Origin of the sequence: Terrisporobacter othiniensis, assembly GCF_000808015.1 — a bacterium.
Classification (GTDB): domain Bacteria; phylum Bacillota; class Clostridia; order Peptostreptococcales; family Peptostreptococcaceae; genus Terrisporobacter; species Terrisporobacter muris.
Genome location: NZ_JWHR01000121.1, coordinates 1 through 22,321, shown reverse-complemented (window position 1 = coordinate 22,321; position 22,321 = coordinate 1). Strand labels below are relative to the sequence as shown.

Annotated in this window: 31 protein-coding genes; 24 read left to right on the top strand and 7 right to left on the bottom strand. The window is 27.8% G+C overall.

Translation table 11 applies throughout. The features are described 5' to 3' along the window. The first annotated feature begins 4 nt into the window (after positions 1-4). The 3 genes from QX51_RS15200 to QX51_RS15190 all read left to right on the top strand — a co-directional run bounded on the left by QX51_RS15200 (position 5) and on the right by QX51_RS15190 (position 1,487). Positions 5-232: a hemolysin XhlA family protein gene (locus QX51_RS15200; protein WP_039680746.1), complete on the top strand. Its 228-nt coding sequence runs from the start codon at positions 5-7 to the stop codon at positions 230-232. A gap of 20 nt (positions 233-252) precedes the next feature. Next, positions 253-513 (top strand): phage holin family protein, encoded by a 261-nt coding sequence (locus tag QX51_RS15195; protein WP_039680745.1) that lies wholly within the window; start codon positions 253-255, stop codon positions 511-513. Positions 514-596: 83 nt separating this feature from the next. Beyond that, positions 597-1,487 carry a GH25 family lysozyme gene (locus QX51_RS15190; protein ID WP_052233090.1) on the top strand — a complete coding sequence of 297 codons (891 nt, stop codon included), beginning with the start codon at positions 597-599 and terminating at the stop codon, positions 1,485-1,487. 77 nt (positions 1,488-1,564) lie between these two features. On the opposite strand, the gene QX51_RS15185 is transcribed toward QX51_RS15190, so the two are convergent. Next, the gene (locus tag QX51_RS15185) at positions 1,565-2,413 is read right to left on the bottom strand and encodes a hypothetical protein (protein ID WP_039680744.1); all 849 of its coding nucleotides are present in this window, start codon (positions 2,411-2,413) and stop codon (positions 1,565-1,567) included. 139 nt (positions 2,414-2,552) lie between these two features. Here QX51_RS15185 and QX51_RS15180 point away from each other — a divergent pair, with 139 nt between their 5' ends. Then, positions 2,553-2,900: a hypothetical protein gene (locus tag QX51_RS15180; RefSeq protein WP_039680743.1), complete on the top strand. Its 348-nt coding sequence runs from the start codon at positions 2,553-2,555 to the stop codon at positions 2,898-2,900. 76 nt (positions 2,901-2,976) lie between these two features. Here QX51_RS15180 and QX51_RS15175 read toward each other — a convergent pair whose 3' ends face one another. Next, positions 2,977-3,414 carry a helix-turn-helix transcriptional regulator gene (locus QX51_RS15175; protein WP_039680742.1) on the bottom strand — a complete coding sequence of 146 codons (438 nt, stop codon included), beginning with the start codon at positions 3,412-3,414 and terminating at the stop codon, positions 2,977-2,979. Between the two features lie 6 nt (positions 3,415-3,420). On the opposite strand from QX51_RS15175, the gene QX51_RS15170 reads away from it, so the two are divergent. From QX51_RS15170 to hisIE, 11 genes are all read left to right on the top strand, one after another. Further along, positions 3,421-3,720: a hypothetical protein gene (locus QX51_RS15170; protein ID WP_039680741.1), complete on the top strand. Its 300-nt coding sequence runs from the start codon at positions 3,421-3,423 to the stop codon at positions 3,718-3,720. A gap of 228 nt (positions 3,721-3,948) precedes the next feature. Then, complete coding sequence (locus tag QX51_RS15165) at positions 3,949-5,001, top strand: Fic family protein (RefSeq protein WP_039680740.1); 1,053 nt, start codon at positions 3,949-3,951, stop codon at positions 4,999-5,001. Between the two features lie 110 nt (positions 5,002-5,111). After that, complete coding sequence (locus QX51_RS15160; protein WP_039680739.1) at positions 5,112-5,762, top strand: FMN-dependent NADH-azoreductase; 651 nt, start codon at positions 5,112-5,114, stop codon at positions 5,760-5,762. 391 nt (positions 5,763-6,153) lie between these two features. After that, positions 6,154-7,098 carry an ATP phosphoribosyltransferase regulatory subunit gene (locus tag QX51_RS15155; RefSeq protein WP_039680738.1) on the top strand — a complete coding sequence of 315 codons (945 nt, stop codon included), beginning with the start codon at positions 6,154-6,156 and terminating at the stop codon, positions 7,096-7,098. A 12-nt stretch (positions 7,099-7,110) separates the two neighbouring features. Then, entirely contained in the window at positions 7,111-7,755 is a 645-nt protein-coding gene (hisG, locus tag QX51_RS15150; RefSeq protein ID WP_039680737.1) for an ATP phosphoribosyltransferase, read from the top strand. A gap of 14 nt (positions 7,756-7,769) precedes the next feature. Beyond that, positions 7,770-8,795 (top strand): histidinol-phosphate transaminase, encoded by a 1,026-nt coding sequence (hisC, locus tag QX51_RS15145; RefSeq protein WP_039680736.1) that lies wholly within the window; start codon positions 7,770-7,772, stop codon positions 8,793-8,795. An 8-nt stretch (positions 8,796-8,803) separates the two neighbouring features. Then, a complete protein-coding gene (gene hisB / locus QX51_RS15140) occupies positions 8,804-9,382 on the top strand; it encodes an imidazoleglycerol-phosphate dehydratase HisB (RefSeq protein WP_039680735.1) in 579 nt (192 codons plus the stop codon). Then, complete coding sequence (gene hisH, locus QX51_RS15135) at positions 9,382-9,990, top strand: imidazole glycerol phosphate synthase subunit HisH (protein WP_039680734.1); 609 nt, start codon at positions 9,382-9,384, stop codon at positions 9,988-9,990. Before hisB ends, hisH begins: the two co-directional genes overlap by 1 nt. Further along, the gene (gene hisA, locus QX51_RS15130) at positions 9,987-10,697 is read left to right on the top strand and encodes a 1-(5-phosphoribosyl)-5-[(5-phosphoribosylamino)methylideneamino]imidazole-4-carboxamide isomerase (protein ID WP_039680733.1); all 711 of its coding nucleotides are present in this window, start codon (positions 9,987-9,989) and stop codon (positions 10,695-10,697) included. The genes hisH and hisA overlap by 4 nt, the downstream gene beginning before the upstream one ends. Further along, complete coding sequence (hisF, locus tag QX51_RS15125; protein WP_039680732.1) at positions 10,691-11,449, top strand: imidazole glycerol phosphate synthase subunit HisF; 759 nt, start codon at positions 10,691-10,693, stop codon at positions 11,447-11,449. Before hisA ends, hisF begins: the two co-directional genes overlap by 7 nt. 16 nt (positions 11,450-11,465) lie before the next feature. Continuing rightward, positions 11,466-12,128 carry a bifunctional phosphoribosyl-AMP cyclohydrolase/phosphoribosyl-ATP diphosphatase HisIE gene (hisIE, locus tag QX51_RS15120; protein ID WP_079764756.1) on the top strand — a complete coding sequence of 221 codons (663 nt, stop codon included), beginning with the start codon at positions 11,466-11,468 and terminating at the stop codon, positions 12,126-12,128. A gap of 82 nt (positions 12,129-12,210) precedes the next feature. Here hisIE and QX51_RS20725 read toward each other — a convergent pair whose 3' ends face one another. After that, positions 12,211-12,366 carry a hypothetical protein gene (locus tag QX51_RS20725; RefSeq protein WP_161791932.1) on the bottom strand — a complete coding sequence of 52 codons (156 nt, stop codon included), beginning with the start codon at positions 12,364-12,366 and terminating at the stop codon, positions 12,211-12,213. A gap of 81 nt (positions 12,367-12,447) precedes the next feature. Here QX51_RS20725 and QX51_RS20415 point away from each other — a divergent pair, with 81 nt between their 5' ends. The 4 genes from QX51_RS20415 to QX51_RS15105 all read left to right on the top strand — a co-directional run bounded on the left by QX51_RS20415 (position 12,448) and on the right by QX51_RS15105 (position 15,174). Further along, positions 12,448-12,642: a hypothetical protein gene (locus tag QX51_RS20415; protein WP_139045025.1), complete on the top strand. Its 195-nt coding sequence runs from the start codon at positions 12,448-12,450 to the stop codon at positions 12,640-12,642. Next, complete coding sequence (locus QX51_RS15115; protein WP_079764755.1) at positions 12,617-13,513, top strand: polysaccharide deacetylase family protein; 897 nt, start codon at positions 12,617-12,619, stop codon at positions 13,511-13,513. The genes QX51_RS20415 and QX51_RS15115 overlap by 26 nt, the downstream gene beginning before the upstream one ends. A 14-nt stretch (positions 13,514-13,527) precedes the next feature. Next, positions 13,528-14,457, top strand: a complete 930-nt coding sequence (locus tag QX51_RS15110) for a peptidylprolyl isomerase (RefSeq protein WP_039680731.1) — start codon at positions 13,528-13,530, stop codon at positions 14,455-14,457. 138 nt (positions 14,458-14,595) lie between these two features. Beyond that, positions 14,596-15,174 carry an HDIG domain-containing metalloprotein gene (locus QX51_RS15105; RefSeq protein WP_039680730.1) on the top strand — a complete coding sequence of 193 codons (579 nt, stop codon included), beginning with the start codon at positions 14,596-14,598 and terminating at the stop codon, positions 15,172-15,174. 108 nt (positions 15,175-15,282) lie between these two features. Here QX51_RS15105 and QX51_RS15100 read toward each other — a convergent pair whose 3' ends face one another. Continuing rightward, a complete protein-coding gene (locus tag QX51_RS15100) occupies positions 15,283-16,248 on the bottom strand; it encodes a DMT family transporter (RefSeq protein WP_039680729.1) in 966 nt (321 codons plus the stop codon). Positions 16,249-16,413: 165 nt separating this feature from the next. Here QX51_RS15100 and QX51_RS15095 point away from each other — a divergent pair, with 165 nt between their 5' ends. From QX51_RS15095 to QX51_RS15085, 4 genes are all read left to right on the top strand, one after another. Beyond that, entirely contained in the window at positions 16,414-17,754 is a 1,341-nt protein-coding gene (locus QX51_RS15095; RefSeq protein WP_039680728.1) for a sodium-dependent transporter, read from the top strand. A gap of 95 nt (positions 17,755-17,849) precedes the next feature. Then, the gene (locus QX51_RS15090) at positions 17,850-18,167 is read left to right on the top strand and encodes a YbjQ family protein (RefSeq protein WP_039680727.1); all 318 of its coding nucleotides are present in this window, start codon (positions 17,850-17,852) and stop codon (positions 18,165-18,167) included. A 20-nt stretch (positions 18,168-18,187) separates the two neighbouring features. After that, positions 18,188-18,328 (top strand): hypothetical protein, encoded by a 141-nt coding sequence (locus QX51_RS20940; protein ID WP_200886408.1) that lies wholly within the window; start codon positions 18,188-18,190, stop codon positions 18,326-18,328. Between the two features lie 130 nt (positions 18,329-18,458). Next, positions 18,459-19,370: a GTP 3',8-cyclase MoaA gene (locus tag QX51_RS15085; RefSeq protein ID WP_039680726.1), complete on the top strand. Its 912-nt coding sequence runs from the start codon at positions 18,459-18,461 to the stop codon at positions 19,368-19,370. A gap of 102 nt (positions 19,371-19,472) precedes the next feature. On the opposite strand, the gene QX51_RS15080 is transcribed toward QX51_RS15085, so the two are convergent. Next, positions 19,473-19,664 carry a DUF2992 family protein gene (locus tag QX51_RS15080; protein ID WP_039680827.1) on the bottom strand — a complete coding sequence of 64 codons (192 nt, stop codon included), beginning with the start codon at positions 19,662-19,664 and terminating at the stop codon, positions 19,473-19,475. A 90-nt stretch (positions 19,665-19,754) separates the two neighbouring features. Then, positions 19,755-19,946 (bottom strand): arginyl-tRNA synthetase, encoded by a 192-nt coding sequence (locus QX51_RS15075; protein WP_039680725.1) that lies wholly within the window; start codon positions 19,944-19,946, stop codon positions 19,755-19,757. A 327-nt stretch (positions 19,947-20,273) separates the two neighbouring features. On the opposite strand from QX51_RS15075, the gene QX51_RS15070 reads away from it, so the two are divergent. Beyond that, on the top strand, positions 20,274-21,881 hold the full coding sequence (locus QX51_RS15070) for a Na/Pi cotransporter family protein (RefSeq protein WP_039680724.1): 1,608 nt from the start codon (positions 20,274-20,276) through the stop codon (positions 21,879-21,881). A 151-nt stretch (positions 21,882-22,032) separates the two neighbouring features. Here the strand turns inward: QX51_RS15070 and QX51_RS15065 are convergent, their stop codons facing one another. Continuing rightward, a complete protein-coding gene (locus QX51_RS15065) occupies positions 22,033-22,305 on the bottom strand; it encodes a hypothetical protein (RefSeq protein WP_039680723.1) in 273 nt (90 codons plus the stop codon). Positions 22,306-22,321: the final 16 nt, after the last annotated feature.

Sequence of the window (22,321 nt, the reverse complement as noted above, 5' to 3'; positions counted from 1 at the left end):
ATTTATGCCAGAAAAAGAGGATGCAATCCAAGAGGTTAGAGAAAAGCTAGTACGGATTGAAGTATTATTAGAAAATATAAATACAAATAATAATCTAAAGACTGAATTAATAGAAGAAAAAATAAAAGTAGCAAATAACAGAATAACAGATTTAGAAAATTCAAATACGTGGATATGGCGAGCAATAGCTGGAGCTTTGATAAGTTCGGTTATTGCTTTTTTATTGAAATAAAAAATTAGGAGGTAAAGATAATGGATTTAAACTTTTTAACTAATTATTTAGTTGTGTTGGTAGTAGGGATATGTGTATGTGTAGGATATGTTGTTAAGACAAGTTTTCCTTCAATAGATAATAAGCATATCCCATTGATAATGGCTATATTGGGTGTAATATTAAATATTTGGTTAAATAAATGGAATATAAATCCTGAAATACTTTTAGGTGGATTATTTAGTGGTTTATCAAGTACAGGTTTACATCAAATATTTAAAAATTTAATACAAGGTAAGTAACTTAATTTATTAAAGTAACTTTGCTAGATCATGTGAAGTTACTTTTTATTTTATAAAAATATAAATAAAGGAAGGTAAATAAAATGGAAAAAATATTTGGAATTGATGTTAGTTATCACAATGGAACTATTAACTGGAGTAAAGTAAAATCTGAAGGTGTAAAATATGCAATATTAAGAGCTGGAAGAACTAGTTTATCTTCTAGTAAAACAATGGCAAAGGATGTTAAGTTTGAAGAATATTATAAACAGGCAAAAGCTATAGGAATGCCTGTAGGAGCTTATTACTATAGTAGATGTGCTACTGTTGCAGAAGGTAAAGCAGAGGGTAAATTTATAGTAGATTTACTTAAAGGAAAGAAGTTTGAATATCCAATATTCTTGGATATAGAAGATACAGAAGTATTAAAGAAAACCTCAAAAAGACAACTAACAGATGCAGTAAAAGCTATGGCTAAGGTTGTAGAGGATGCAGGATACTACGTTGCAATTTATTCAGGCAAATATATATTAAGAGATCATCTTATTGAAAGTGAACTTTCTAAGTATGATAAATGGATAGCTCATTATGCAAAAGAATGTGGTTACAAAGAAAAGGATCTAATGATGTGGCAGTTTGGAGGAGAGACAAATCTGCTTAGAAATAAAAAAATAAATGGGATACCTTCTGCAAGTACTGACCAAAACTATTGTTATGTAGATTATCCATCTCTTATAAAATCAAAAGGATTAAATGGATTTACTAAACCAGCAACTAGTGAGTATATAACAAATAAAGTTCCTTATTATGTAATTACAAAAGGAAAACTTAATATAAGAAAGTCACCAACAACTGAAGCTGATATATTACATACAGCTCCAAAAGGTGTGAGGTATAAAATAACTAAAATATCTAAAAATGGAAAATGGGGGTATGCTCCATACAGAAAAGGATGGTTATCTTTAAATAAAAAATATATATCTGTAGAAAAATAGAAAAAAGCCTTGTTAGTATTATACTACTAGCAAGGCTTTTTCTATTTTGGAAAAATATTCAATAAATTTTAAAATGCTTATAGCTTGAATTTAAAAGTATCATATGTTTTACTTACTTTACCAGAGAAACTTATACTTAAATTTTTATATGATACACTTATTGGTGTAGATGGAAGTAATGCATGACCATATGCAACACCTATACCACACGATATTATTTTATTTGCGCTTGTATGCTCTCTATGAAGAGGAACATTTGCACTTCCTGATTTTAAATAATATTTAGTTCCATGATTTTTATACACAGGAAAACTAACATCAGCTCCAGTAGTTCCTGCATCATTACTTCTTAAACTAAAACGATAAGTTCTTTGATATCCATTTCCTGCAACATATGTACAAGTAAATAATGTAGATTTATTGTCATAAAACATATTTTCGCTATTTACCATAGCAAAAGAATCTATAAATTGAGTTGCTGGAATTCCAGACCATACAAATCTTATTTTTACATTCAATCGCGATATTTTACTTGTCGAACTAGAACTATTTTTTGTTGCTTTAACACTTACAGAAGCAGATGCCTTTGCCATTTGGGATTCAGAACCATTAAAATTTTGTATTATATCAATTTGTTCATCTGTATATTCAAAATCATTTTTTAGGACATCTTCATTTATACCTTTAATTTCTTCAATATTTTCTTTAAATAGTTCATCATAATTTCTTATTTGATCTATATCCTCATTATCATATCCCATACGTTTTAATTCAGAATTGCTTTTTGACTCTAATTGTTTTACTAATTCATACTCGCTTATTGAATATTCACTATTTGGATTTTCATTTTCCGAGGCAAAAGAACTACCTCCTAAGACTAATGTAAATATCATACAAGACATTAATATTTTTTTTAAGTTTTTCATAATCTTATCTCCTTTTTGGTTAAATTTTACTGATATATTATACAATATATCATATAATATTACAAAAAATACCAAAAACCTTTATTTTATTCCATAAAAAATATATAATATAAATATAGTTTTGAAGGGAGAAAAAATTATGATAAATACTGTTATTAGAGGAGACTATAAAAATTGTATAATTAAACATAGTAAAGATATATTGAGATTAGAAAGTGAAAATTTAAATCTAAATATTTCTAAAGATGTAGTAGATAACTATAAATTAATACATACAAATTATAAAAAGAATATTCTGGATATAATAGCTAGATTAGTTATAGGTGTATATTTAATTGGACCATTAGGAGTTCTTGCAATATTTACCTCAAATATGCATATATGTTATCATATTGTTAGTCTAGAGTTTAAAGATGGTAAAAAAAGTTTAATAAAAATAAATAATAGATTATATGATAAATTGATAAATACATTAAATGATATTTAAAAAATTGTAAAATCACAATAGTTTTAAAAAGCTAGAGTAATTAATTTTACTCTAGCTTTGTCTATACCCATTTCTTTTATAAATCTAATATAGAATCTATTAAATTTTTATTGTGATAATATTTATCTTTACTTATATTAAAAATGCCTTTTTCCCACTTGTAATAAGTACTTCTATCAGTATTAAAATAAGTACTTGCTTTTGTAATAGAAAAGTTATTTTTTAATCTCCACAACTTTAATTTTTCATTAAAATTAGATATAATTAACTTACTATAACCCTCATTACAAATATAATCAATATCCAATACAGAACCTATTTTTAAGATTGTTTTTTTAGTCGGAATAATATTATTTAATTCATATTCTGAAAGAGCAGCTCTAGTTATATTTGTTAAATTACTTAAATCGTATTGAGATAAGCCTTTTTTAAGTCTTTCATTTTTAAGCCTATCCCCAAAAGTTTTATCAGAGGAACATTTATATAAAGTTTCATAAAAGTTAAAAGAAAACATTGTATTTTGGTTGCTGTTGCAGAAGCAATTTGTACGGGATCTTTAGCTGGACATAATGCAGTAAGATATTTGGCTAATATGGATTATTTGCAATTGCCAAGCAGTTTAGTAATAGGAGACTTCATATCTTACTCCAATGAAGAGATGCATAAAGAAGGTGGATCTAAGAAGAGGTTCACTTTTGCAGGAAGTATTTATTTAAATAGAATGAAACAACTCGGTTTTTATACAATAGATAAAGAAAAAATAAAAAAGAAAGTAAAAGATGTAGATTTATTAGGCGTTTACAATAACAACTTAATTTAATAATGAAAAACCTTACTTAAACAATATTTAAGTAAGGTTTTTCTGTTATAATACAAAATAAATAAAGTTGTAAATTTATGAAACACAAGTGAATAATAAAAATATTCTGTAAATTGGCAAGAAATAGTACATAAATAATTGTGAATGGTAACAAATTATGGTAGAATCTAAGTATTACGACGATTATTTTTTAAATAATGTATATTAATGGGGTTTGGAGTGAATATTATGGAATACACTATGGGGACAAAATTGACTAATATATCAGTTGATATGAACATTGTAAAAAAGTTATGCAAGATAAATGAATATAAAGGAGAGCAAATCATCTATAAAAAACAACCTAAGAGTGTGATAATAGATATGACTGATGATGCTATTACTAAATTTGTTTATGATACTTATATTGATAGCTTTAATGGGGGAAAGGAAAACCTTATTAAGTTAATCAATAATGAAATTACACCACATTCTAGGGAGGATATTGGCGTTGTAGAGTTTAGAGATGTAGTAAAAACGGTAAATAGTGCTTATGAAGATATTCAAATATGCTCTCAAACCATACTAGAACTTCATGGATATTTGCATAGATATTCACTTGTAAGAGGTGGAAGGTATAGAAATGAAGCACTAGGTTATTTGAATTTAGAATATGAAAAATTTGATGAATTTAATAAGGACTTAGATAATGAATTTAATGTAGAAAAAAATATAGAAAATAAAGTGGAAAACTTATGTAAAAAATATTATGAGCTTTTGAAAGAAGATAAAGTTCAAGATCTTATAATAATTGCTTCTTTTGTAATGGACTTTATCTTAATATCACCATTTAAGGAAGATAACTTAGCCATGGCAAAAATTTTAACTTTATTACTTTTAAACAAAAGCGGATATGAGATAGGTAGATTTACTAGCTTGGGAAAATTATATTATGATGAAAACTACATATATTTCAAAACCTTATTTACTAAACAAGGAGATTTTGAAAGAGATTCTTATAATATGAATAAATGGCTAGACTATTTCTTAGAGTTTATACTAATAGCGTATGAAGATTTAACTGAAGAGATGAATTTAACAGGAAATAAAAAAGAAACTAAAACTAGAAGAATAGAAAAGATTATTAACTCCACTTTGGGATATTTTACAAAGGACGATGTGAGAAATCAGTGTCCTGATATTCCAGAGCCAACTATTAACCGAGTTTTTAATAACTTGAGAAAAAGCGGTAAAATAGAAGTTGTGGCAAAAGGTAGAAGTGCTAAGTGGAAGAAAAAATAGATTTCAAAGGGGTACACAAAAATGTGTACTTCTTTTTATTATATAAAAGGAATAAATTCAAATTTTTTACAAATAATATAATATTATCAATTATTTATTTGAGGTGAAACATGAAAAAAACATTATTATATATTAGCTGTAATTCAAAACCAGAAAAGCTATCATCAAGTAAAACTGTAGCTAGACTTTTTATACAGAAGTTCATTGAAAAAAATCCTGATTTTGATGTGGAGGAAGTGGATTTATACAAAGATCATATACCAAGAATGGAATATGAATATTTTGCAGGTCGTAGTGCTTTAGTTGAAAAAGAAGCTCTAAAACAATTAGACGACCATGATCAAAAAGAAATACAAAGAATAAATGATTTGTGCGAGCAGTTTATTAACGCTAGAGTATATGTTATTTCAGCACCAATGTGGAATTCATCCTTTCCACCACAACTTAAAGAATATTTTGACTGTGTAATTCAAGACAAAAAGACGATAAAATTTGAAAATAAAAAACCAAAAGGAAAACTAAATGACTTTGATAGAAGTTTAGTATATATTCAATCAAGTGGTGGTAAAATACTTCCATATACAAAACTGATTCTAAATCGTGGAGTTAGTTACATAAAATATATATCAAAGTTTATAGGTATAAAGAAAACAAAGGAAATATTAGTTGATGGGACTGGAACTACAGAAGAAGAAAGATTAGCTTCTATAGATAAAGCAAGTAAAGAAATTGACAAAGTAATGAAATCTTTAAAATATTAATTAAAATTTAAAAATTTAACAAAAAACAAATGCAAAAATAAGAAAAATAATAGTAATAATAAAAATATTAAGAAAATTAAAATAATTATTGATAATGTATACAAAGTAGATTATTATTATTGTTAATAAATTAAAAATAAATTCTTTGGAGGGTAAGTATGATGTATATTATAAATGAAAAACTTAATAACAATTTAACTACAACATTATATTATCATCATAGGTCCAAGGGATTGTAATTATGAATTTTTTCATAAGATACAAGCCCTATTTTAAGTACACAAAAGGGCTTGTATCTATGATGGTATATGAAATTATCAAACCATATAGGTCTAGCCTGTATGGTTTTTTTAGTTGTAAAAGAAAGAAGAAAGGATTATAAGGTGGAAATATGAAGTATTTAAGTATTGAAAATGAATTAAATTACTCAAAGAAAAGATATGAATTCACAAAGGAAATAGAATCCATATTTATAAAAAATAATTATATACAGATAAAACCAAGTATATTTGAGGATTATGAGAACTTTATAGCTATAAATAAAAGAACGCCAACAAAATCCATGGTAAAAATAGTAAGCGACAAGATTTTAGTATTAAGACCAGATATTACAACAAGTATCATAAAAAGCTTAATACCAAGATGGGAAGATAATTTGGTGCTTAAGTTATTTTATCACTCAACAGTTTATAAAAACGAAGGTAAAGAAGGTATTAAGGAAATTAGACAATTTGGATGTGAGTATCTAGGTGAAATATCAATGGAAGCTGATAGGGAAATAGTAAATATGTCTTTAGATATTTTGAAAAAATTTGGTGAAAAATTTATTTTAGAAATTGGAAATAGCAACTATATTAATGGATTACTTAGTGAATTAAATCTTAAGGAGCATCAAGAAAATAAATTTAAGTCCTTGATACTTAGAAAAAACAAAATAGAAATAAAAGATTATATGGAAAAAATTAAGTTAAAAGAAGAAATAAAAGAAACCCTATACAACATATTTGAACTAAATGGATGTATAGAAGAAGTAATATCAAAGGCTAAAAAACTTTATACCAATGATTTAATGAAAAAGGGTATAGAACAACTGGAGGAAATAAGTGAACTACTTAAGGAGAGTGAATGTAAAAAATACACTAATTGTGATTTATCCATGGTTGGAAAGTTTGATTATTATGAAGGCATAATGATCAAAGGCTATTATGCAAATGTGTACAAAGAAATTTTAAGTGGGGGAAGATATGACTCTCTTACAGAAGAGTTTGGAAGAAGAGTTCCTGCCATTGGATTTTGTATAGATGTGGATGGGCTCATGGAAGCATCGAAAAGATAGGGGTTGATAAAGGTGGATAATATTGTAATAGCCATAGCTAAGGGAAGAATAGAAAAAGACGTTTACAGAAGACTGAAAATTCTAAATATGGAAGACTGCATAGAAACAGATAGTAGAAAATTAATTTTTACGGATGAAGAAAATAATATTACTTATATTCATGTAAAGCCATCAGATGTGGTAACCTACGTGGAAAAGGGAGTGGCGGATTTAGGTATAGTGGGAAAGGATACTATTTTGGAAAATGAAAACGATAATGAAGTATACGAATTACTAGATTTGGGGTTTGGTAAATGTAAGTTTTCTGTGGCAGGAGTAAAAGGAAAAAATAATTATTCAAAAGAAGAAACTTTAAAAGTTGCGACAAAATATCCAACAATAGCAAAAAGCTATTTTAAATCTAGGGGACAAAAAATAGAAATAATAAAACTTAATGGTTCTGTGGAGCTGGCTCCCATAGTAGGACTGTCAGATGTTATTGTGGATTTAGTAGAAACAGGAAACACATTAAAAGCAAATGGTCTAGAAATTGTGGAAGATATGTGTAATATAAGTTCTAGGATTATAGCCAATAGAGTAAGTTATAAATTTAAAAAAGTAAAAATAGAAAATATCATAGCAAAATTTGAATCAACATTAAATATTGAAAATTATTAAAGGGGTGGAAGAATATGAAAGAAAAACAAAGTGTAAAAGAATTACAACCTTATGTGGTTAATCCAACAGTATGCTCAGTAAAATTAGACGCTAATGAGGGGGACAAGAATTTATTTAAAGATTTAGTAAAAGAATTGGGAGATAACTTTTATTTAAATGTATATCCAGATGATAATTATACAGATCTTAAAAAAGCTATAGCTGATTATATTGGTTGCAAAACCAAAAATATTTCTGTGGGAAATGGTTCAAGTGAGTTATTAGACTTATGTGTAAAAACATTTGTAGATACTAATGAATTAATATTAAGTTTAGACCCAACATTTTCTATGTATTCCATATATGCAAAAATAGTTAACAGTAGATATATAGGTGCTGGAGAAGGTAATGATTTTATTGTAGATGTGGATGATGTTATAAAATCAATAAAAGAAAATAATCCAAAACTTACAATAGTTTGTAATCCTAATAATCCAACAGGAACAGTTATCAAAAGAGAGAAAGTTTTGGAAATAGTTAAATCGACAGATGAAATAGTTATAGTAGATGAAGCTTATATGGAATTTTGTGAAGAAAGTATAGTAGGTGAAATAGAAAACTACAAAAATCTTATAGTAGTAAAAACTTTATCTAAGGCATTTTCCATGGCGGGAATTAGAACAGGTTATTTACTTGCAAATGAAGAACTGGTAAAAACAGTAGAAAAAGTAAGACCACCTTATAACTTAAATTCCATATCAGCTTTCTTAGCAACTAAAGCATTACAGCAAAAAGATAAAATGCTAGTTTATGTAAATCAGGTTAAGAAAGAAAGGGAAAAAGTATACAAATCTCTTTTAGATATGGGTATAAAAGCATTCCCATCAGGAGCAAACTTTGTTTTTTTCTACTGCGATGACAAAGATTTAGAAGATAAATTAGTAAAAGAAGATGTGCTAATTAGAAAATTTGGAGGGAAATTAGATAATCACTACAGAGTTACAATTGGTACAAATAAGGAAAATAATGCATTTGTTGAAGCTATGAAAAAGCTTGTTTAGGAGGCAATATGAGAAAGGGTCTTGTGGAAAGAAATACTTTAGAAACAAAAATTAAGGTAAAAATCAACCTTGATGGTATTGGAAAAGCTGATATATATACGGGTATAGGCTTTTTAGATCATATGTTAACTCTTATGGCTTTTCATGGAAAATTTGATTTAAATGTAAAGTGTGATGGAGACCTTTATGTAGATGATCATCATACTATTGAAGATTTGGGAATTAGCATGGGTCAGGCATTTAAAGATGCCATAGGAGATAGAGTGGGAATTAGAAGATATTCAACTGTTTATATACCTATGGATGAAGCCTTAGCTTATACAAGTTTGGATATAAGTAATAGACCTTATTTAGTTTTTAATGTGGATTTTGAAACTGAAAAAATAGGAAGTATGTCTACGGGGATGTTTAAAGAATTTTTTAGAGCCTTTGTAAATGAAAGTAGAATTACTCTTCACATAAATTTACTTTATGGAGAAAATGACCACCACAAAATTGAAGCTGTGTTTAAGTCATTTGCAAGAGCGTTAAAAGAAGGTTCAGAAGTTATATCAAAAGATGTTTCTTCTTCTAAGGGGGTTTTATAATGAATATTATAGTTGACTATGGACTTGGCAATTTAGGCTCAGTTAGCAGGGGTTTTGCTAGGGCAGGAATAGAAACAAAAATATCTAGGGATTTGAAAGAAATAAAAAATGCAGATTCTCTTATTCTTCCAGGTGTTGGGGCTTTTAGAGATGCCATAAATGCTTTAAATGATTTAGAATTAGTTCAGCCAATTAAAGACTTTGTAAAAAGTGGAAAATATATGATAGGTATATGTTTAGGAATGCAACTGCTTTATGAAAAAAGTTTTGAATATGGTGAATATGATGGTTTGGGTTTAATTGAAGGAAATGTGGATTTTTTAGATATAGACTTAAAAGTTCCTCATATGGGATGGAATAATTTAAAGTTTGAAAAAAATAATGATGAAATACTAAAATTCATAAAAGAGGACTCTTATGTTTACTTTGTTCACTCTTATTATGCAAGTTCTTCAAATAAAGAGCTTGTAGCTTTTGCAGAGTATGAGAAGAAAATTCCAGGTATAGTTAGAAAAGAGAATGTTTATGGACTTCAATTTCATCCAGAAAAAAGTGGTCAAGTGGGAGAAAATATCTTGAAAGCTTATAAGGAGTTGATTGAAAAATGATAATCTTTCCAGCTATAGATATAAAAGATAATAAATGTGTAAGACTTTTACAAGGGGATTTTGACAAAGTAAATATTTACGGTGATGACCCAAGTGAGATGGCTAAAAAATGGGAAGATAAAGGTTCTCAGTTTATTCATATTGTTTCTTTAAATGGAGCAAGGGGAGAAGGTAATGTGAATGATGAAAGCATTAAAAAAATACTTCAAACTGTAAATATTCCCATCCAAATAGGTGGAGGAATTAGAGAAGAAAAAAGAGTAAAAGAACTTTTAGATTTGGGAGTAAATAGAGTGATTTTTGGAAGTATGGCAGTAAAAAATAAAGAATTGTTAAAAGAATTAGTTAAAAAATATAAAGAAAAAATCGTGGTATCTATTGATTCTAAAAATGGAAAAGTTGCCACTGAAGGCTGGGAAGAAGTGAGCATTGTTGACTCTCTTCAACTTTGCAAAGAATTAGAAGAAATAGGAGTAAAAACTATAGTTTATACGGATATATCAAAAGACGGTATGATGATTGGTCCAAATTTTGATATTTACGAAAAATTATCAAAAGAAACAAACTTAGATATTATAGCATCTGGTGGGGTAACTACCATAGATGATGTAAAAAAATTAAATTCTATGAACTTATATGGAGCAATAATAGGGAAGGCTCTATACGAAAATAAAATAGAACTAAAGGAGGTATTAAGTTTATGTTAACAAAAAGAATTATACCTTGTCTTGATGTGAGAAATGGAAGAGTAGTTAAGGGGAAAAAATTTAAAGATATAGAGGACGTGGACTCTCCAGAAGTTTTAGGAAAATTTTATTGTGATAGTGGAGCCGATGAACTGGTATTTTATGATATAACAGCTTCAAACGAAGAAAGAAAGACTTCTTTAGAATTTGTATCAAAGGTGGCAGAAAATTTGTCCATACCATTTAGTGTAGGTGGTGGAGTTTCATGCTTAGATGATTTCACAAATATATTAAGACAAGGAGCAGACAAGGTTTCCATTAACTCATCTGCTGTAAAAAATCCAAATCTTATAAAAGAAGCTGCCCAAAAGTTTGGTGACCAATGTGTTGTTTTGTCCATGGATGTGAAAAAAAATGATAAAGGTTCTTGGGATGTGTATGTAAAAGGTGGAAGAGAAAAAACAGATTTGGACGCCATAGAATGGGCAAAAAAAGGAGTAAAACTTGGAGCAGGAGAAATAGTAGTAAATAGTATAGATGAAGATGGAATGAAAAATGGTTATGATATAGAGCTTTTATCAAAAATTACACAAGCAGTAAGTGTTCCTGTCATAGCTTCGGGAGGAGCAGGGACAATGGAGGATTTTTGCAAAGCAGCAAAAGAAGCCAACTGTGATGGAATACTAGCAGCCTCAGTTTTCCATTTTGGAGAAATAAAAATTAAAGACTTAAAAGAATATATGAAAAAAGAAGGAATAGAAGTGAGACTTTAAATTGGGAGATGAAGTAATGAGAGAAAATTTAATTGGGGAAAATATGAAAAAAGAAATAGATTTAGATTTTATAGATACTCTAAAATTTGATGAAAAAGGATTAATTCCAGCAGTTGTTCAAGATGTGGATACTAAAGAAGTACTAATGCTTGCATATATGAATAAAGAGTCTATGAAAAAAACTTTAATTGAGAAAAGGGCCTGCTATTTTAGCAGAAGTAGAGAAAAACTTTGGACTAAAGGAGAAACCTCAGGAAATACCCAAGAAGTGGTGGAATTTTATTTTGACTGTGATAAAGATACAATTCTTTTACTGGTTAAACAAAAAGGAGTAGCTTGTCATACAGGAGAGTATTCTTGCTTTTTTAATGAGGTCCTTTGTGATGAAGAAGTATTAAAAGGTGAATTAATAGATAGACTATATGAACTAATAAAAGATAGAAAAAACAATCCAAAGGAAGGTTCTTATACAAATTATCTATTTGATAAAGGTTTAGACAAAATCCTTAAAAAAGTTGGTGAAGAAAGCGCAGAAGTTATTATTGGAGCAAAAAATGAAAATAAGAATGAAATAATATATGAAATAAGTGACTTGATTTATCATGTACTGGTTCTTATGGTGAACTCAAATATAACTATAGAGGATATAAAAGATGAGTTGAAGGGTAGACAGCATTAAAATACAAAAAAAGTAAGCACACAATTATGTAAAGTATATGTGTGCTTACTTTTGTTACTTATATTTTGTTTTAAATTATTTTCTAGCAGTTACATTCATCATCCATGTTAGAGTTACATTCATCATTCATGTTAGCTTTACTTTCAACTTTATCAGTCATTTTATTCGCTTTTTTGTCAACCATTTTGTTGTTCTTTTTGTCTACCATTTTACTTTTTTCGCTTGATTTTTTACTCATTTTCAAATCTCCTTTTTTATTAATTTCACTAATAGGATGCACTTTATAAGAAAAAATATACGTTAAAATTATATACAAAAAATGGCATTACAAAATATATGTAACAATTTTGATTCAATTTTTCTATTGACTTATACGGCCTCATTGAAAGACAATAATATTGATGCTGTGGTATTATTTGGATTAGAATTTATGAAAAAATGTAGTAATTTGTATTGTAAAAATGGAAGAATTTTGGGGGAGTTAAAAAATGAAAGAGAAGGATTTAACGTTTAAGGAAAAGTCAAAAGAAAAAATTTTGAAAACAAAAGAACAAGTTTTGAATTATATCAAGCACAATAAAAATAAAACAAAAGTTATAGCAGGTGTTGCTGCTATTGTCTTATGTGTAGGAGTAGTCTCTATTGTGAAGTTAAATAGCAAAGAAGTATTGGCATGTGCAAAGAGCAGAAATACCGCACTTGAAGGCCAAACAATAACAAATATTGCTTTTAATGGTTCAAGTGAGATCGAAAAGGGTCCATCTAAGAGTTATGGAAAAGTAATATATCTTACAATTGATGATGGTCCATCAGCATATACAGATGAAATTATTAAGATACTAAATGAAAACAACGTAAAAGCCACGTTTTTTATGATAAATTCAAATATGGAAGCTTATCCGCAGCAAGTCAAAAATATAGTTAAAAGTGGAAATACAGCAGGATTTCACAGTGTAAGTCATGATATTCATAAATTATATTCATCACCAACAGCAGCAAAAAAAGAATTTGATACAAACCAAGAAACATTTAAGAAAATAACTGGGGAAACAACTAAGGTAATTAGACTTCCTTTTGGTAGTAAACCATATACACCTAGAAGCTCATATAATGCGCTTATGGATGCAGGATATAAGCTATGGGACTGGACACTTGATACAGAAGACTGGAGATCAACTTCTGCTCAAATAATGCAATCTGTTATAAAGCATACAGATGACACTGATGATGCAGTTTTATTAATGCACGAAAGAAAGCAAACTGTGGCAGTATTAGATCAAATGATTAAACACTTTAAAAAAGAAGGTTTTGAAATATTACCAATAAAACAAAATGATGAACAAAGAAATTATTGGAATGGAAAATTATTTAGTGAGAAGAAATAAATGGGGGTAAGAAATTGAAAAAAATAGTTCTTATGGGATTAACAATTTTAATCTCTACAAATATGGTAGCATGCTCTAATAAAACTGTAGCAAAGATTAACGATGTGGATGTAAGCAAAGAAGAATATAAAAAGACAGAAGAGTTTTTGTATGCAACAGGTTATGTGGAAAAAAATGAAAAAAATAGTGATAAAGTCAATAATGATATATTATCATTTATTATAGATAATGAAGTAGCCTATCAAGAGGCACAAAAAGAAAATATTAAAGTAAAAGATAGTGATGTAAATGAAAAGGTTGAGCAATTAAAAGAAACTTTAGAAAATAATACTTCTTATAAAGAAAAACTAGAATCAGCTGGTATTACAGAGGATTTTTTGAAAGAACAAGTTAAAAAAGATTTAACTGTAGCCAAATATAAAGAAAACTTTATAAAAGATATTAAAGTTACAGACAAAGAAATGGAAGCTTATTATAATAACAATAAAGATCAATTTAATGTTAAAGAAGTAAAAGCAAGTCAAATTTTAATCTCTACCTTAGATGAAGATAATAAAGAAGTTAGTAAAGAGCAAAAAGAAAAATTAAAAGAAAAAGCGCAAAGTATTTTAGATAAAGTTAATAATAATGAAGACTTTGCAAGTTTAGCAAAAAAATACTCTGATGATAAAAATTCAGGTAAAGATGGTGGAGATCTGGGATACTTCGCGAAGAATGAGAAAAACATAGAATTTACTAAAGAAGTATTTAAACTAGATACAAATCAAGTATCAAACCTTATTGAAACACCTTATGGATATCATATTGTAAAAGTAACTGATAAGACCACAGTTACAAAATCTTTAGAGGATAGTAAGGATGATATAAAAGCTAAAATATTAAATGAAAAATATACAAAACATATAGATTCATTATATAAAAAAGGAAAAATAACAATCACTTAATAAGTGGTTGTTTTTTCTTTGTTAAAATACTGTTTAAAATCTTCTGAAATTTGGAATAATTTATAATATCTTAAGTTAATTTACAATAATTGGTGATACAATAATATAAGATAAGATTAATCATAGGAGGGGTAATCTATGTATCCAACAAGAGAAGAAGCGTGGAATATATTAAGAGAGTATAATGAAGATGAACATTTAATAAATCATGCATTAGCAGTAGAAGGTGTTATGAGGCATTTTGCAAGTCTTTACAATGAAGATCCAGAAAAATGGGGAATTGTAGGACTATTACATGATTTAGATTATGAAAAATATCCAGATGAGCATTGTAAAAAAGTAATAGAAATAATGAGAGAAAAAGATTTAGATGAAGAATTAATACGCTCAGTTGTTAGTCATGGATATGGATTAGTTTGTGATGTGAAGCCAGAGAGTAACCTAGAGAAGGTTTTATATACTATTGATGAACTAACAGGCCTTGTTAATGCAACAGCAATTATGAGACCATCTAAGAGCGTATTAGACTTAGGTGTAAAATCAGTTAAGAAAAAATTTAAATCTAGCGGCTTTGCTGCAGGAGTAAATAGAGATGTCATAAAAAATGGATGTGAAATGCTAGATAAACCTTTAGAAGAAGTTATAGAACAAACAATAGAAGGAATGAAAAGTGTGGCAGAGGAAATAGGACTAAAAGGTGAAGTTGTTAACTCATAATAAAAAAGTATAAGCATTAAGCTTATACTTTTTCACATTCCAAAACATTATAATTTTCTTAAACTTGTGTAGAATTGTAAAAAATAACTTTTGAGCAAAGCATATCTTTTAATTAGAAGTTATTTCTTCCTGGCGATTTATTGATTTTTTCTCCAAAGACATATTACAAATAATTGTAAAAATAGAACCAACAACTATAAATAAAATTCCCGCAATCATATTAATAGGAATAAATTCATTTATAAAAATGAAAGCTAAAATAGGTGAAAGAACAGGTTTAAAGAAAAATACTAAAGATGTAGTATTAGCTGAAGTTTCTTCCATAGCCTTAAAATAAGAAGCATATCCAAGGCCTGTTACAAAAACATAGACATAAATAACTGCCCAAATATTATTCATGTTATACCCAGTGAATAATGGGACATTAGCAAAGTCACTTATATTAAATGAATTTAAAAGTGATGAAATAGAAGGAATATGTCCTATTAATATTAATATAAGCATTTCTAGGCTTCCAAAAATAAAACTAAAGCAAGTTACAACTTCTCCACCAAACTTTATTGTACTTTTCTTTCCTAAAACTCCATACAAAGCAAAAGTAATAGCAGCAAGAAGTGTCAATGCCACTCCAATAGGTGATAGTTTAATTGATAATGGATTAATAATAATTATAATTCCAACAATTTCTAAAATGAGAGATACAATATTGTGGGAGTGAATTTTTTCCTTTAAAAATACATAAGCAAATAACATTACAAAAACAGGATTACAACTGAAAATAACTGCAACAACAGAAGCTTTTGTATGAGTTACAGCAAGTTGATAAAAAATCATACTCACAACTACGCACATAAAACCTAAAAATAAAAATTGTTTTATATCTTCTTTATTAATTGATACTTCTTTAGATTTAAGTGATTTAATTGCGAATGGTAATAAAATTAAACCGCCAATAAAAAATCTTTCAAAAGTTAGTTGTATAGGATTAAAAGTATTAGAAATAAATTTTAACATTATCTCCATAGAACTAAATAAAATTGTTGTTATTGCTATATATAAATAGCCTTTTTTCATGTTAACCACCTCCAAGTATAAGGGTAGTACTTTAACAAGAAATCTTCAACTGAGCATGAATAATAAAAGGTAAATTATGGTTAACAAATTATTTTTATGATAGAATTATTTAAATTATATTATTTCATATAATTATATCAGAAAATATAAAAAGGGGGGATAGTCATGTCTAATAACAATATGAAGACTGAAAAAGAAAGTAGAGATCTTTTTACTTCAAAAGCAGGATTTATTTTAGCGTGTATAGGGTCAGCAGTGGGAATGGGCAATATATGGATGTTTCCATATAGAGTAGGTCAATTTGGAGGAGCTGCTTTTTTAATACCTTATATTTTATTTGTAGTATTGTTAGGATGTACAGGACTTATGGGGGAATTTGCCTTTGGGAGAATGACTCAAACGGGGCCAATAGGTTCTTTTAAAAAAGCTTTAGAAACTAAGGGTAAAAAAGGTGGAGGAATATTTGGCGTTATACCAGTACTTGGAGCTTTTGGAATAGCTGTTGGATATGCAGTTGTGGTAGGATGGTTTATAAAATTCTTACTGGGAAGTATCTCTGGAGAAGCTTTAAACGCTGTTGATTCAGCAGCTTACTTTGGGTCTATCGCAGGACCTTTTGGAAGTATAATATGGCATTTCTTAGCTTTATTAATTACAGCATCAATTTTATTACTTGGTGTTTCAAATGGAATTGAAAAGGTAAATAAAATTATGATGCCAGCATTTTATATATTATTTTTAATACTTTTAGTAAGAGTTTTAATGTTAGATGGAGCAAAGGATGGATTAAATTATTTATTTGTTCCTAAATGGGAGTATTTATCTCAACCGAAGACTTGGATTTATGCACTGGGTCAAGCATTTTTCTCATTATCCATAGCTGGTTCTGGTATGATCGTTTATGGAAGTTATTTAAAGAGGAATATAGACATACCAAATGCAGCAAAAAACACAGTAGTGTTTGATACTTTAGCAGCCTTAACTGCAGGTCTTGTAATTATTCCAGCAGTATTTGCTTTTAATTTGGACCCTACTGCAGGACCACCATTACTATTTATAACGTTACCATCTGTATTTAAATTGATGCCTCTTGGAAGGATATTTGCCGTAGTATTTTTCATATCTGTTTTATTTGCATCTATAACATCTCTGATGAACTTATTAGAAGTACCAATAGAAGCAGTTCAAAGTAACTTGAAATTAAAGAGAAGAGTGTCTGTAATACTTGTTTGTTCGTTGGCATTTTTAGTAGGCTTATTTGTGGAAAATGGAGATATACTAGGAAAATGGATGGACTTTGTATCAATTTATATAATACCACTGGGAGCATTCATAGCAGCTATAATGTTCTTTTGGGTAATTGGTATTAACAAAGCAAAATCAGAAATTGAAACTGGTGCTAAAAAGCTACTTGGAGTTTGGTTTGAACCAATGGCCAAATATATATATGTATTTTTAACTTTAATAGTATTTATTGCAGGCATATTACTTGGAGGAATAGGTTAATACAACTATATAAAAATATATAACAATATTGAAATATAATAAATTATCAAAATTTGTTATAATAAAAATAAATGGAATTTTTAGGAGGATACATAATGATAATAACTACTATAAACAATGTACCAGGAAAAGAAATAAAAGAAGTCTATGGTTTTGTATCAGCAAGTACTGTTAGAACAAAAAACATAGGAAAAGATATAGGCGCTAGTTTTAAAACTTTAGTTGGTGGAGAAATAAAAGCTTATCAAGAAATGATGGAAGAGGCTAGAAAAATTGCCGTAGGAAGAATGGTTGACAAAGCTGAATCTATGGGTGCAAATGCTATTATAGGTATGCAAATAAGTACTTCTGCTGTTATGGCTGGAGCAAGTGAAGTTATTGCTTATGGAACAGCAGTTTTAATAGAGGAGTAGTATATAAGGGGAGCATATTGATGAATATGATTATCTTTGGTATCTTTACGCTATTTTATGGAGCTATAATAATTGGCTCAATAATTTTACTTATTGTAAAAGTTATTGAAAGACAAAGAGAGAAAAAAGAAGAAAATTTAGATAAATACGATAAATATTAAGGTTTATAGCATAAAAATTTTAGGTTTTTATGCTATTTTTTATGAAAATATTTGAATTAATTCACTTTAAGTAATATTATATAATTAAATAGAAAATTATAGGAAATTTATAAGCAAAGAGGGTAACTAAATGAAAGACAGCTATTTAAGAGAAATAGACTATCTTAGAATTTCTCTTACAGATAAATGTAACTTAAGGTGTGTTTATTGTAAGGAGGAAGACGAGATAGCTGAAGAAGAATCTGTTAATAATATACTAAGTTTCGATGATTATAAGTTTATAATAAAGAGTTTTAAGGAGCTTGGTGTAAATAAAATAAAATTTGTAGGAGGAGAGCCGATTTTATATCCTTACTTAAAAGACTTAATTTATTTTGCTAAACATGAGTGTAATATAGAAGATGTATCTATTACAACCAATGGTCAGAACTTCAGTGAAAAAGCATTGGAATTGAAAAATAGCGGTCTTGATAGAGTAAATTTAAGTATAGACTCTCTAAAAGAGTATAAATATAATGCAGTAACTAGAGGTGGTAGTTTAACAGAAGCACTAAATGCTCTAAATACATGCATAAGACTAAAACTACCAGTAAAAATAAACTGTGTTCTTATAGATGAATTCAACACAGATGAGGTGTATGACTTTATTAGGCTGACAAAATATCATAATGTGGATGTAAGATTTGTAGAACTTACACCGTGGAATGGAAATAAAAGACTTTATGATTTAAGTTATGTAAATGCAAAAGAATTAATAGAAAATCTAGAAGATATTAATATTTTAGGATTTGAGGTAGAGTCTAACGCGAAATATTATAAAATGGAAAAATTAAAAGGAAGAGTAGGAACAATAGCACCAATTAGTGACTGTTTTTGTAAAAACTGTAATAAAATGATGATTACTCATGATGGATTTATAAGACTTTGTCTTCATGCAGATGAAGAAATAGATTTAAGGGAATTTTTACACAAACCAATAATGTTTAAAGAAGTAATAAAAGAAATATTAAAAGAAAAACCAAGGAATCATACATTAATTTGATACTTATTAAGTAATTCATATATTATTAATGAAAAAATTAAATATAAAAATAGCTAGAGTATTTGAAGCAAAATAAACCTAGCTATTTTTATATACATATATTTATTCATAAGATATGGTAAACTTAAGTTTGCTCCAATTTTTCAAATAATAATTATAAACTTGATGTATTAATGGTTCATAGTCAAAAAACACTTTACTTGTTTCAATTTTTTCTTCTGAAATTCGTTTGTATTCTCCTACCCAATATGGCTCTTGAAAGTAAACAGTCAAATCTGCACATACTTCCTTCATTAATATACCTCCTAAAGTTTATCAATTGATTTATATATAATTATTCAACTTATAATTTGACTATGACTAAATGAAAGAATTTTTAGAAGATTATATAAATTTACAACAGACAATATGTTCTTCATCTTTACCGTTATTATCAACTACAACTAGATATTCTTTATAATGGGCATTGTGTGGTCTTAAATACTTGCAAGATTTAACTAAATCATTATCTTCTAAATATAATAACTCATGATCTTTTAAAAACTTTCTATTTATAAGTTCCATTATTTCTTCCACAAAATCACCTCCTAAAAAATATATACCCAATATTTTACATTCTTAATAATTTGAGATTGAAATTAAAAAAGAATAGGAAGTTATAATTAAGAGTAAAATAATATAATAATGCTTAAAATATTAAAAAAATATTTAACATTCTCTTAACAATCATTTAACCTTTCTTTAACCAAAGGGTTATAAAAATGTAATATTATAGCATGGTAGCTTAAATATTAAATATATGTTAAATGAAAAACATAATTGTTAAATATGTATTACAAAATGAAATATACATATAAAAAATGGGATGATAATCATTAGATATAACTTAAGGAGGAAAGAGTTTTGGAAATAGCAATAAGCCTGTTAGGCGGTCTGGGATTATTCCTATATGGAATGAATTTAATGGCAGAAGGCCTGCAAAAAGCAGCAGGAGACAAACTAAAAAGAATAGTAGAAAAGTTAACTAGTAACACAGTTATGGGTGTTATAGTAGGGACAGTAGTAACAGCAATTATACAAAGTTCATCTGCAGCAACAGTAATGGTTGTTGGTTTTGTAAATGCAGGAATAATGAATTTAACTCAAGCAATAGGTGTTATAATGGGAGCTAACATAGGAACAACTGTTACAGCTCAAATAGTATCATTTAAATTAGAAGCAATAGCACCAGTTGCTCTAGGTATTGGTATAATATTATATTTATTTAGCAAAAAGCAAAGAACAAAAGAATTTGCAACAATACTTTTAGGATTTGGTATCTTATTTACAGGTATGGAATTTATGAAAGATGCAGTTAAACCTTTAGCTGAATATGAAGGATTTAGACAATCATTAATTTACTTTGGTAAGCATCCATTACTTGGAATTCTTGCAGGTTTTGCTATAACAGGTATAATACAAAGTTCGTCAGCTTCAATGGGTATGCTTATAGCACTTGCTTCACAAGGGTTAATACCACTTAGTGCAGCACTTCCAATATTATACGGAGATAACATAGGAACTTGTGTAACTTCATTAATATCAAGTATAGGTGCATCTAGAAATGCTAAACGTGCAGCTACAATGCATTTAACTTTTAACGTTATAGGTACTTTAATATTTGTTTTAGTTTTAAATTATCCAATAACTAAGTTTGTAACATGGTTAGATCCAACTGATGCAGCTAGACAAATAGCAAATGCACATACTATATTCAACGTAGTAAACGTATTAATTTTATTACCATTTGCAAAATATATAGTTAAATTAGTATTAAAAATGATGCCAATAACTGAAGAAGAAAGTGAAGCAACAGTTAGAACTAAATATTTAGATGAAAGAATACTTCAAACTCCATCTATAGCTCTTGGAAATACAATGAAAGAAGTTATAAGAATGGGTGATAAAGCAAACCATGCATTAGAAGCGTCTATGGACTCTTTATTAAATAAATCAATGGAATCTGTTAAGAAAACAGAAAAATATGAAGAAATAGTAAACATATTACAAAAAGACATATTAAATTATTTGTTAAAACTTTCTAAGTCACCACTTAATGATGAAGAAAGAAATAAAGTTGACTTATTATTTAACACAGTTAATGATATAGAAAGAGTATCTGACCATGCTGAAAATATATCTGAATTATCTAAAATAGCAATAGAAAAAGATTTACAATTCTCTCAAAGTGCTATTGAAGAAATGACTAATATATACACTAAATCGCAAGAAAACTTCAAAACAGCATTAAAATGTTTAGAAGAAGATAATAAAGAAATGGTATCTAAAATTTACAAAGTAGAAGATGAAGTAGATGCCCTTGATAAACTTTATAAGAAAACTCACATGGAAAGATTAAATAAAGGAAAATGCACAATTGATTCTGGAGTACTGTTCTTAGATTTACTAACAAATTTAGAAAGAGTATCAGATCACTCATGTAATATAGCTAATCAAGTTAAAGCAAACTAATAAAAAAGTTGTCTCTTATGAGACAACTTTTTTTATAGAGTAACGAATATATATGATTGCTAAAAGATATATCTTTGGTAATATGAAGTGGACCTCCCACACAATAGCTTAAGATGATTTGCTGATATATTGTTCAAATGAAGTGAAATTTTTATTGAATTTTAATTTTTATTAAATCACCATTATATCTTTCTAAATTAGCAATTTCGCCCGTTAGATTATAATTAAATGAGTCTAAAAGGGATTTTATCATTTTTTGTGTATCAACGATTTCTTCTTCAAATAAGAAAAAATCCAAAGCATTATTTTTTATTAGTTTTTTAACAAAGTCAACAGGCAGATTTAATTTAATTTTATCGCCTGTATGAGAGTTTATATTTATGATAACTAATCTATCATTATAGTTTTTTATGGTAGCAGCCATATTTATCCTCCTTTAC

Coding starts and splice junctions, on each gene's coding strand:
- QX51_RS20415 (WP_139045025.1), top strand. CDS start 12,448: ATGGCATTACAAAATATATGTAACAATTTTGATTCAATTTTTCTATTG.
- QX51_RS15195 (WP_039680745.1), top strand. CDS start 253: ATGGATTTAAACTTTTTAACTAATTATTTAGTTGTGTTGGTAGTAGGG.
- QX51_RS15080 (WP_039680827.1), bottom strand. CDS start 19,664: ATGAAGGAAGTATGTGCAGATTTGACTGTTTACTTTCAAGAGCCATAT.
- QX51_RS15065 (WP_039680723.1), bottom strand. CDS start 22,305: ATGGCTGCTACCATAAAAAACTATAATGATAGATTAGTTATCATAAAT.
- QX51_RS15200 (WP_039680746.1), top strand. CDS start 5: ATGCCAGAAAAAGAGGATGCAATCCAAGAGGTTAGAGAAAAGCTAGTA.
- QX51_RS15155 (WP_039680738.1), top strand. CDS start 6,154: ATGAAGTATTTAAGTATTGAAAATGAATTAAATTACTCAAAGAAAAGA.
- hisC (WP_039680736.1), top strand. CDS start 7,770: ATGAAAGAAAAACAAAGTGTAAAAGAATTACAACCTTATGTGGTTAAT.
- QX51_RS15175 (WP_039680742.1), bottom strand. CDS start 3,414: ATGTTTTCTTTTAACTTTTATGAAACTTTATATAAATGTTCCTCTGAT.
- QX51_RS15180 (WP_039680743.1), top strand. CDS start 2,553: ATGATAAATACTGTTATTAGAGGAGACTATAAAAATTGTATAATTAAA.
- QX51_RS20940 (WP_200886408.1), top strand. CDS start 18,188: ATGAATATGATTATCTTTGGTATCTTTACGCTATTTTATGGAGCTATA.
- QX51_RS15165 (WP_039680740.1), top strand. CDS start 3,949: ATGGAATACACTATGGGGACAAAATTGACTAATATATCAGTTGATATG.
- QX51_RS15105 (WP_039680730.1), top strand. CDS start 14,596: ATGTATCCAACAAGAGAAGAAGCGTGGAATATATTAAGAGAGTATAAT.
- hisH (WP_039680734.1), top strand. CDS start 9,382: ATGAATATTATAGTTGACTATGGACTTGGCAATTTAGGCTCAGTTAGC.
- QX51_RS20725 (WP_161791932.1), bottom strand. CDS start 12,366: ATGAGTAAAAAATCAAGCGAAAAAAGTAAAATGGTAGACAAAAAGAAC.
- QX51_RS15185 (WP_039680744.1), bottom strand. CDS start 2,413: ATGAAAAACTTAAAAAAAATATTAATGTCTTGTATGATATTTACATTA.
- QX51_RS15160 (WP_039680739.1), top strand. CDS start 5,112: ATGAAAAAAACATTATTATATATTAGCTGTAATTCAAAACCAGAAAAG.
- hisA (WP_039680733.1), top strand. CDS start 9,987: ATGATAATCTTTCCAGCTATAGATATAAAAGATAATAAATGTGTAAGA.
- QX51_RS15085 (WP_039680726.1), top strand. CDS start 18,459: ATGAAAGACAGCTATTTAAGAGAAATAGACTATCTTAGAATTTCTCTT.
- QX51_RS15115 (WP_079764755.1), top strand. CDS start 12,617: ATGAAAGAGAAGGATTTAACGTTTAAGGAAAAGTCAAAAGAAAAAATT.
- QX51_RS15190 (WP_052233090.1), top strand. CDS start 597: ATGGAAAAAATATTTGGAATTGATGTTAGTTATCACAATGGAACTATT.
- QX51_RS15100 (WP_039680729.1), bottom strand. CDS start 16,248: ATGAAAAAAGGCTATTTATATATAGCAATAACAACAATTTTATTTAGT.
- QX51_RS15090 (WP_039680727.1), top strand. CDS start 17,850: ATGATAATAACTACTATAAACAATGTACCAGGAAAAGAAATAAAAGAA.
- hisB (WP_039680735.1), top strand. CDS start 8,804: ATGAGAAAGGGTCTTGTGGAAAGAAATACTTTAGAAACAAAAATTAAG.
- hisF (WP_039680732.1), top strand. CDS start 10,691: ATGTTAACAAAAAGAATTATACCTTGTCTTGATGTGAGAAATGGAAGA.
- QX51_RS15095 (WP_039680728.1), top strand. CDS start 16,414: ATGTCTAATAACAATATGAAGACTGAAAAAGAAAGTAGAGATCTTTTT.
- hisIE (WP_079764756.1), top strand. CDS start 11,466: ATGAGAGAAAATTTAATTGGGGAAAATATGAAAAAAGAAATAGATTTA.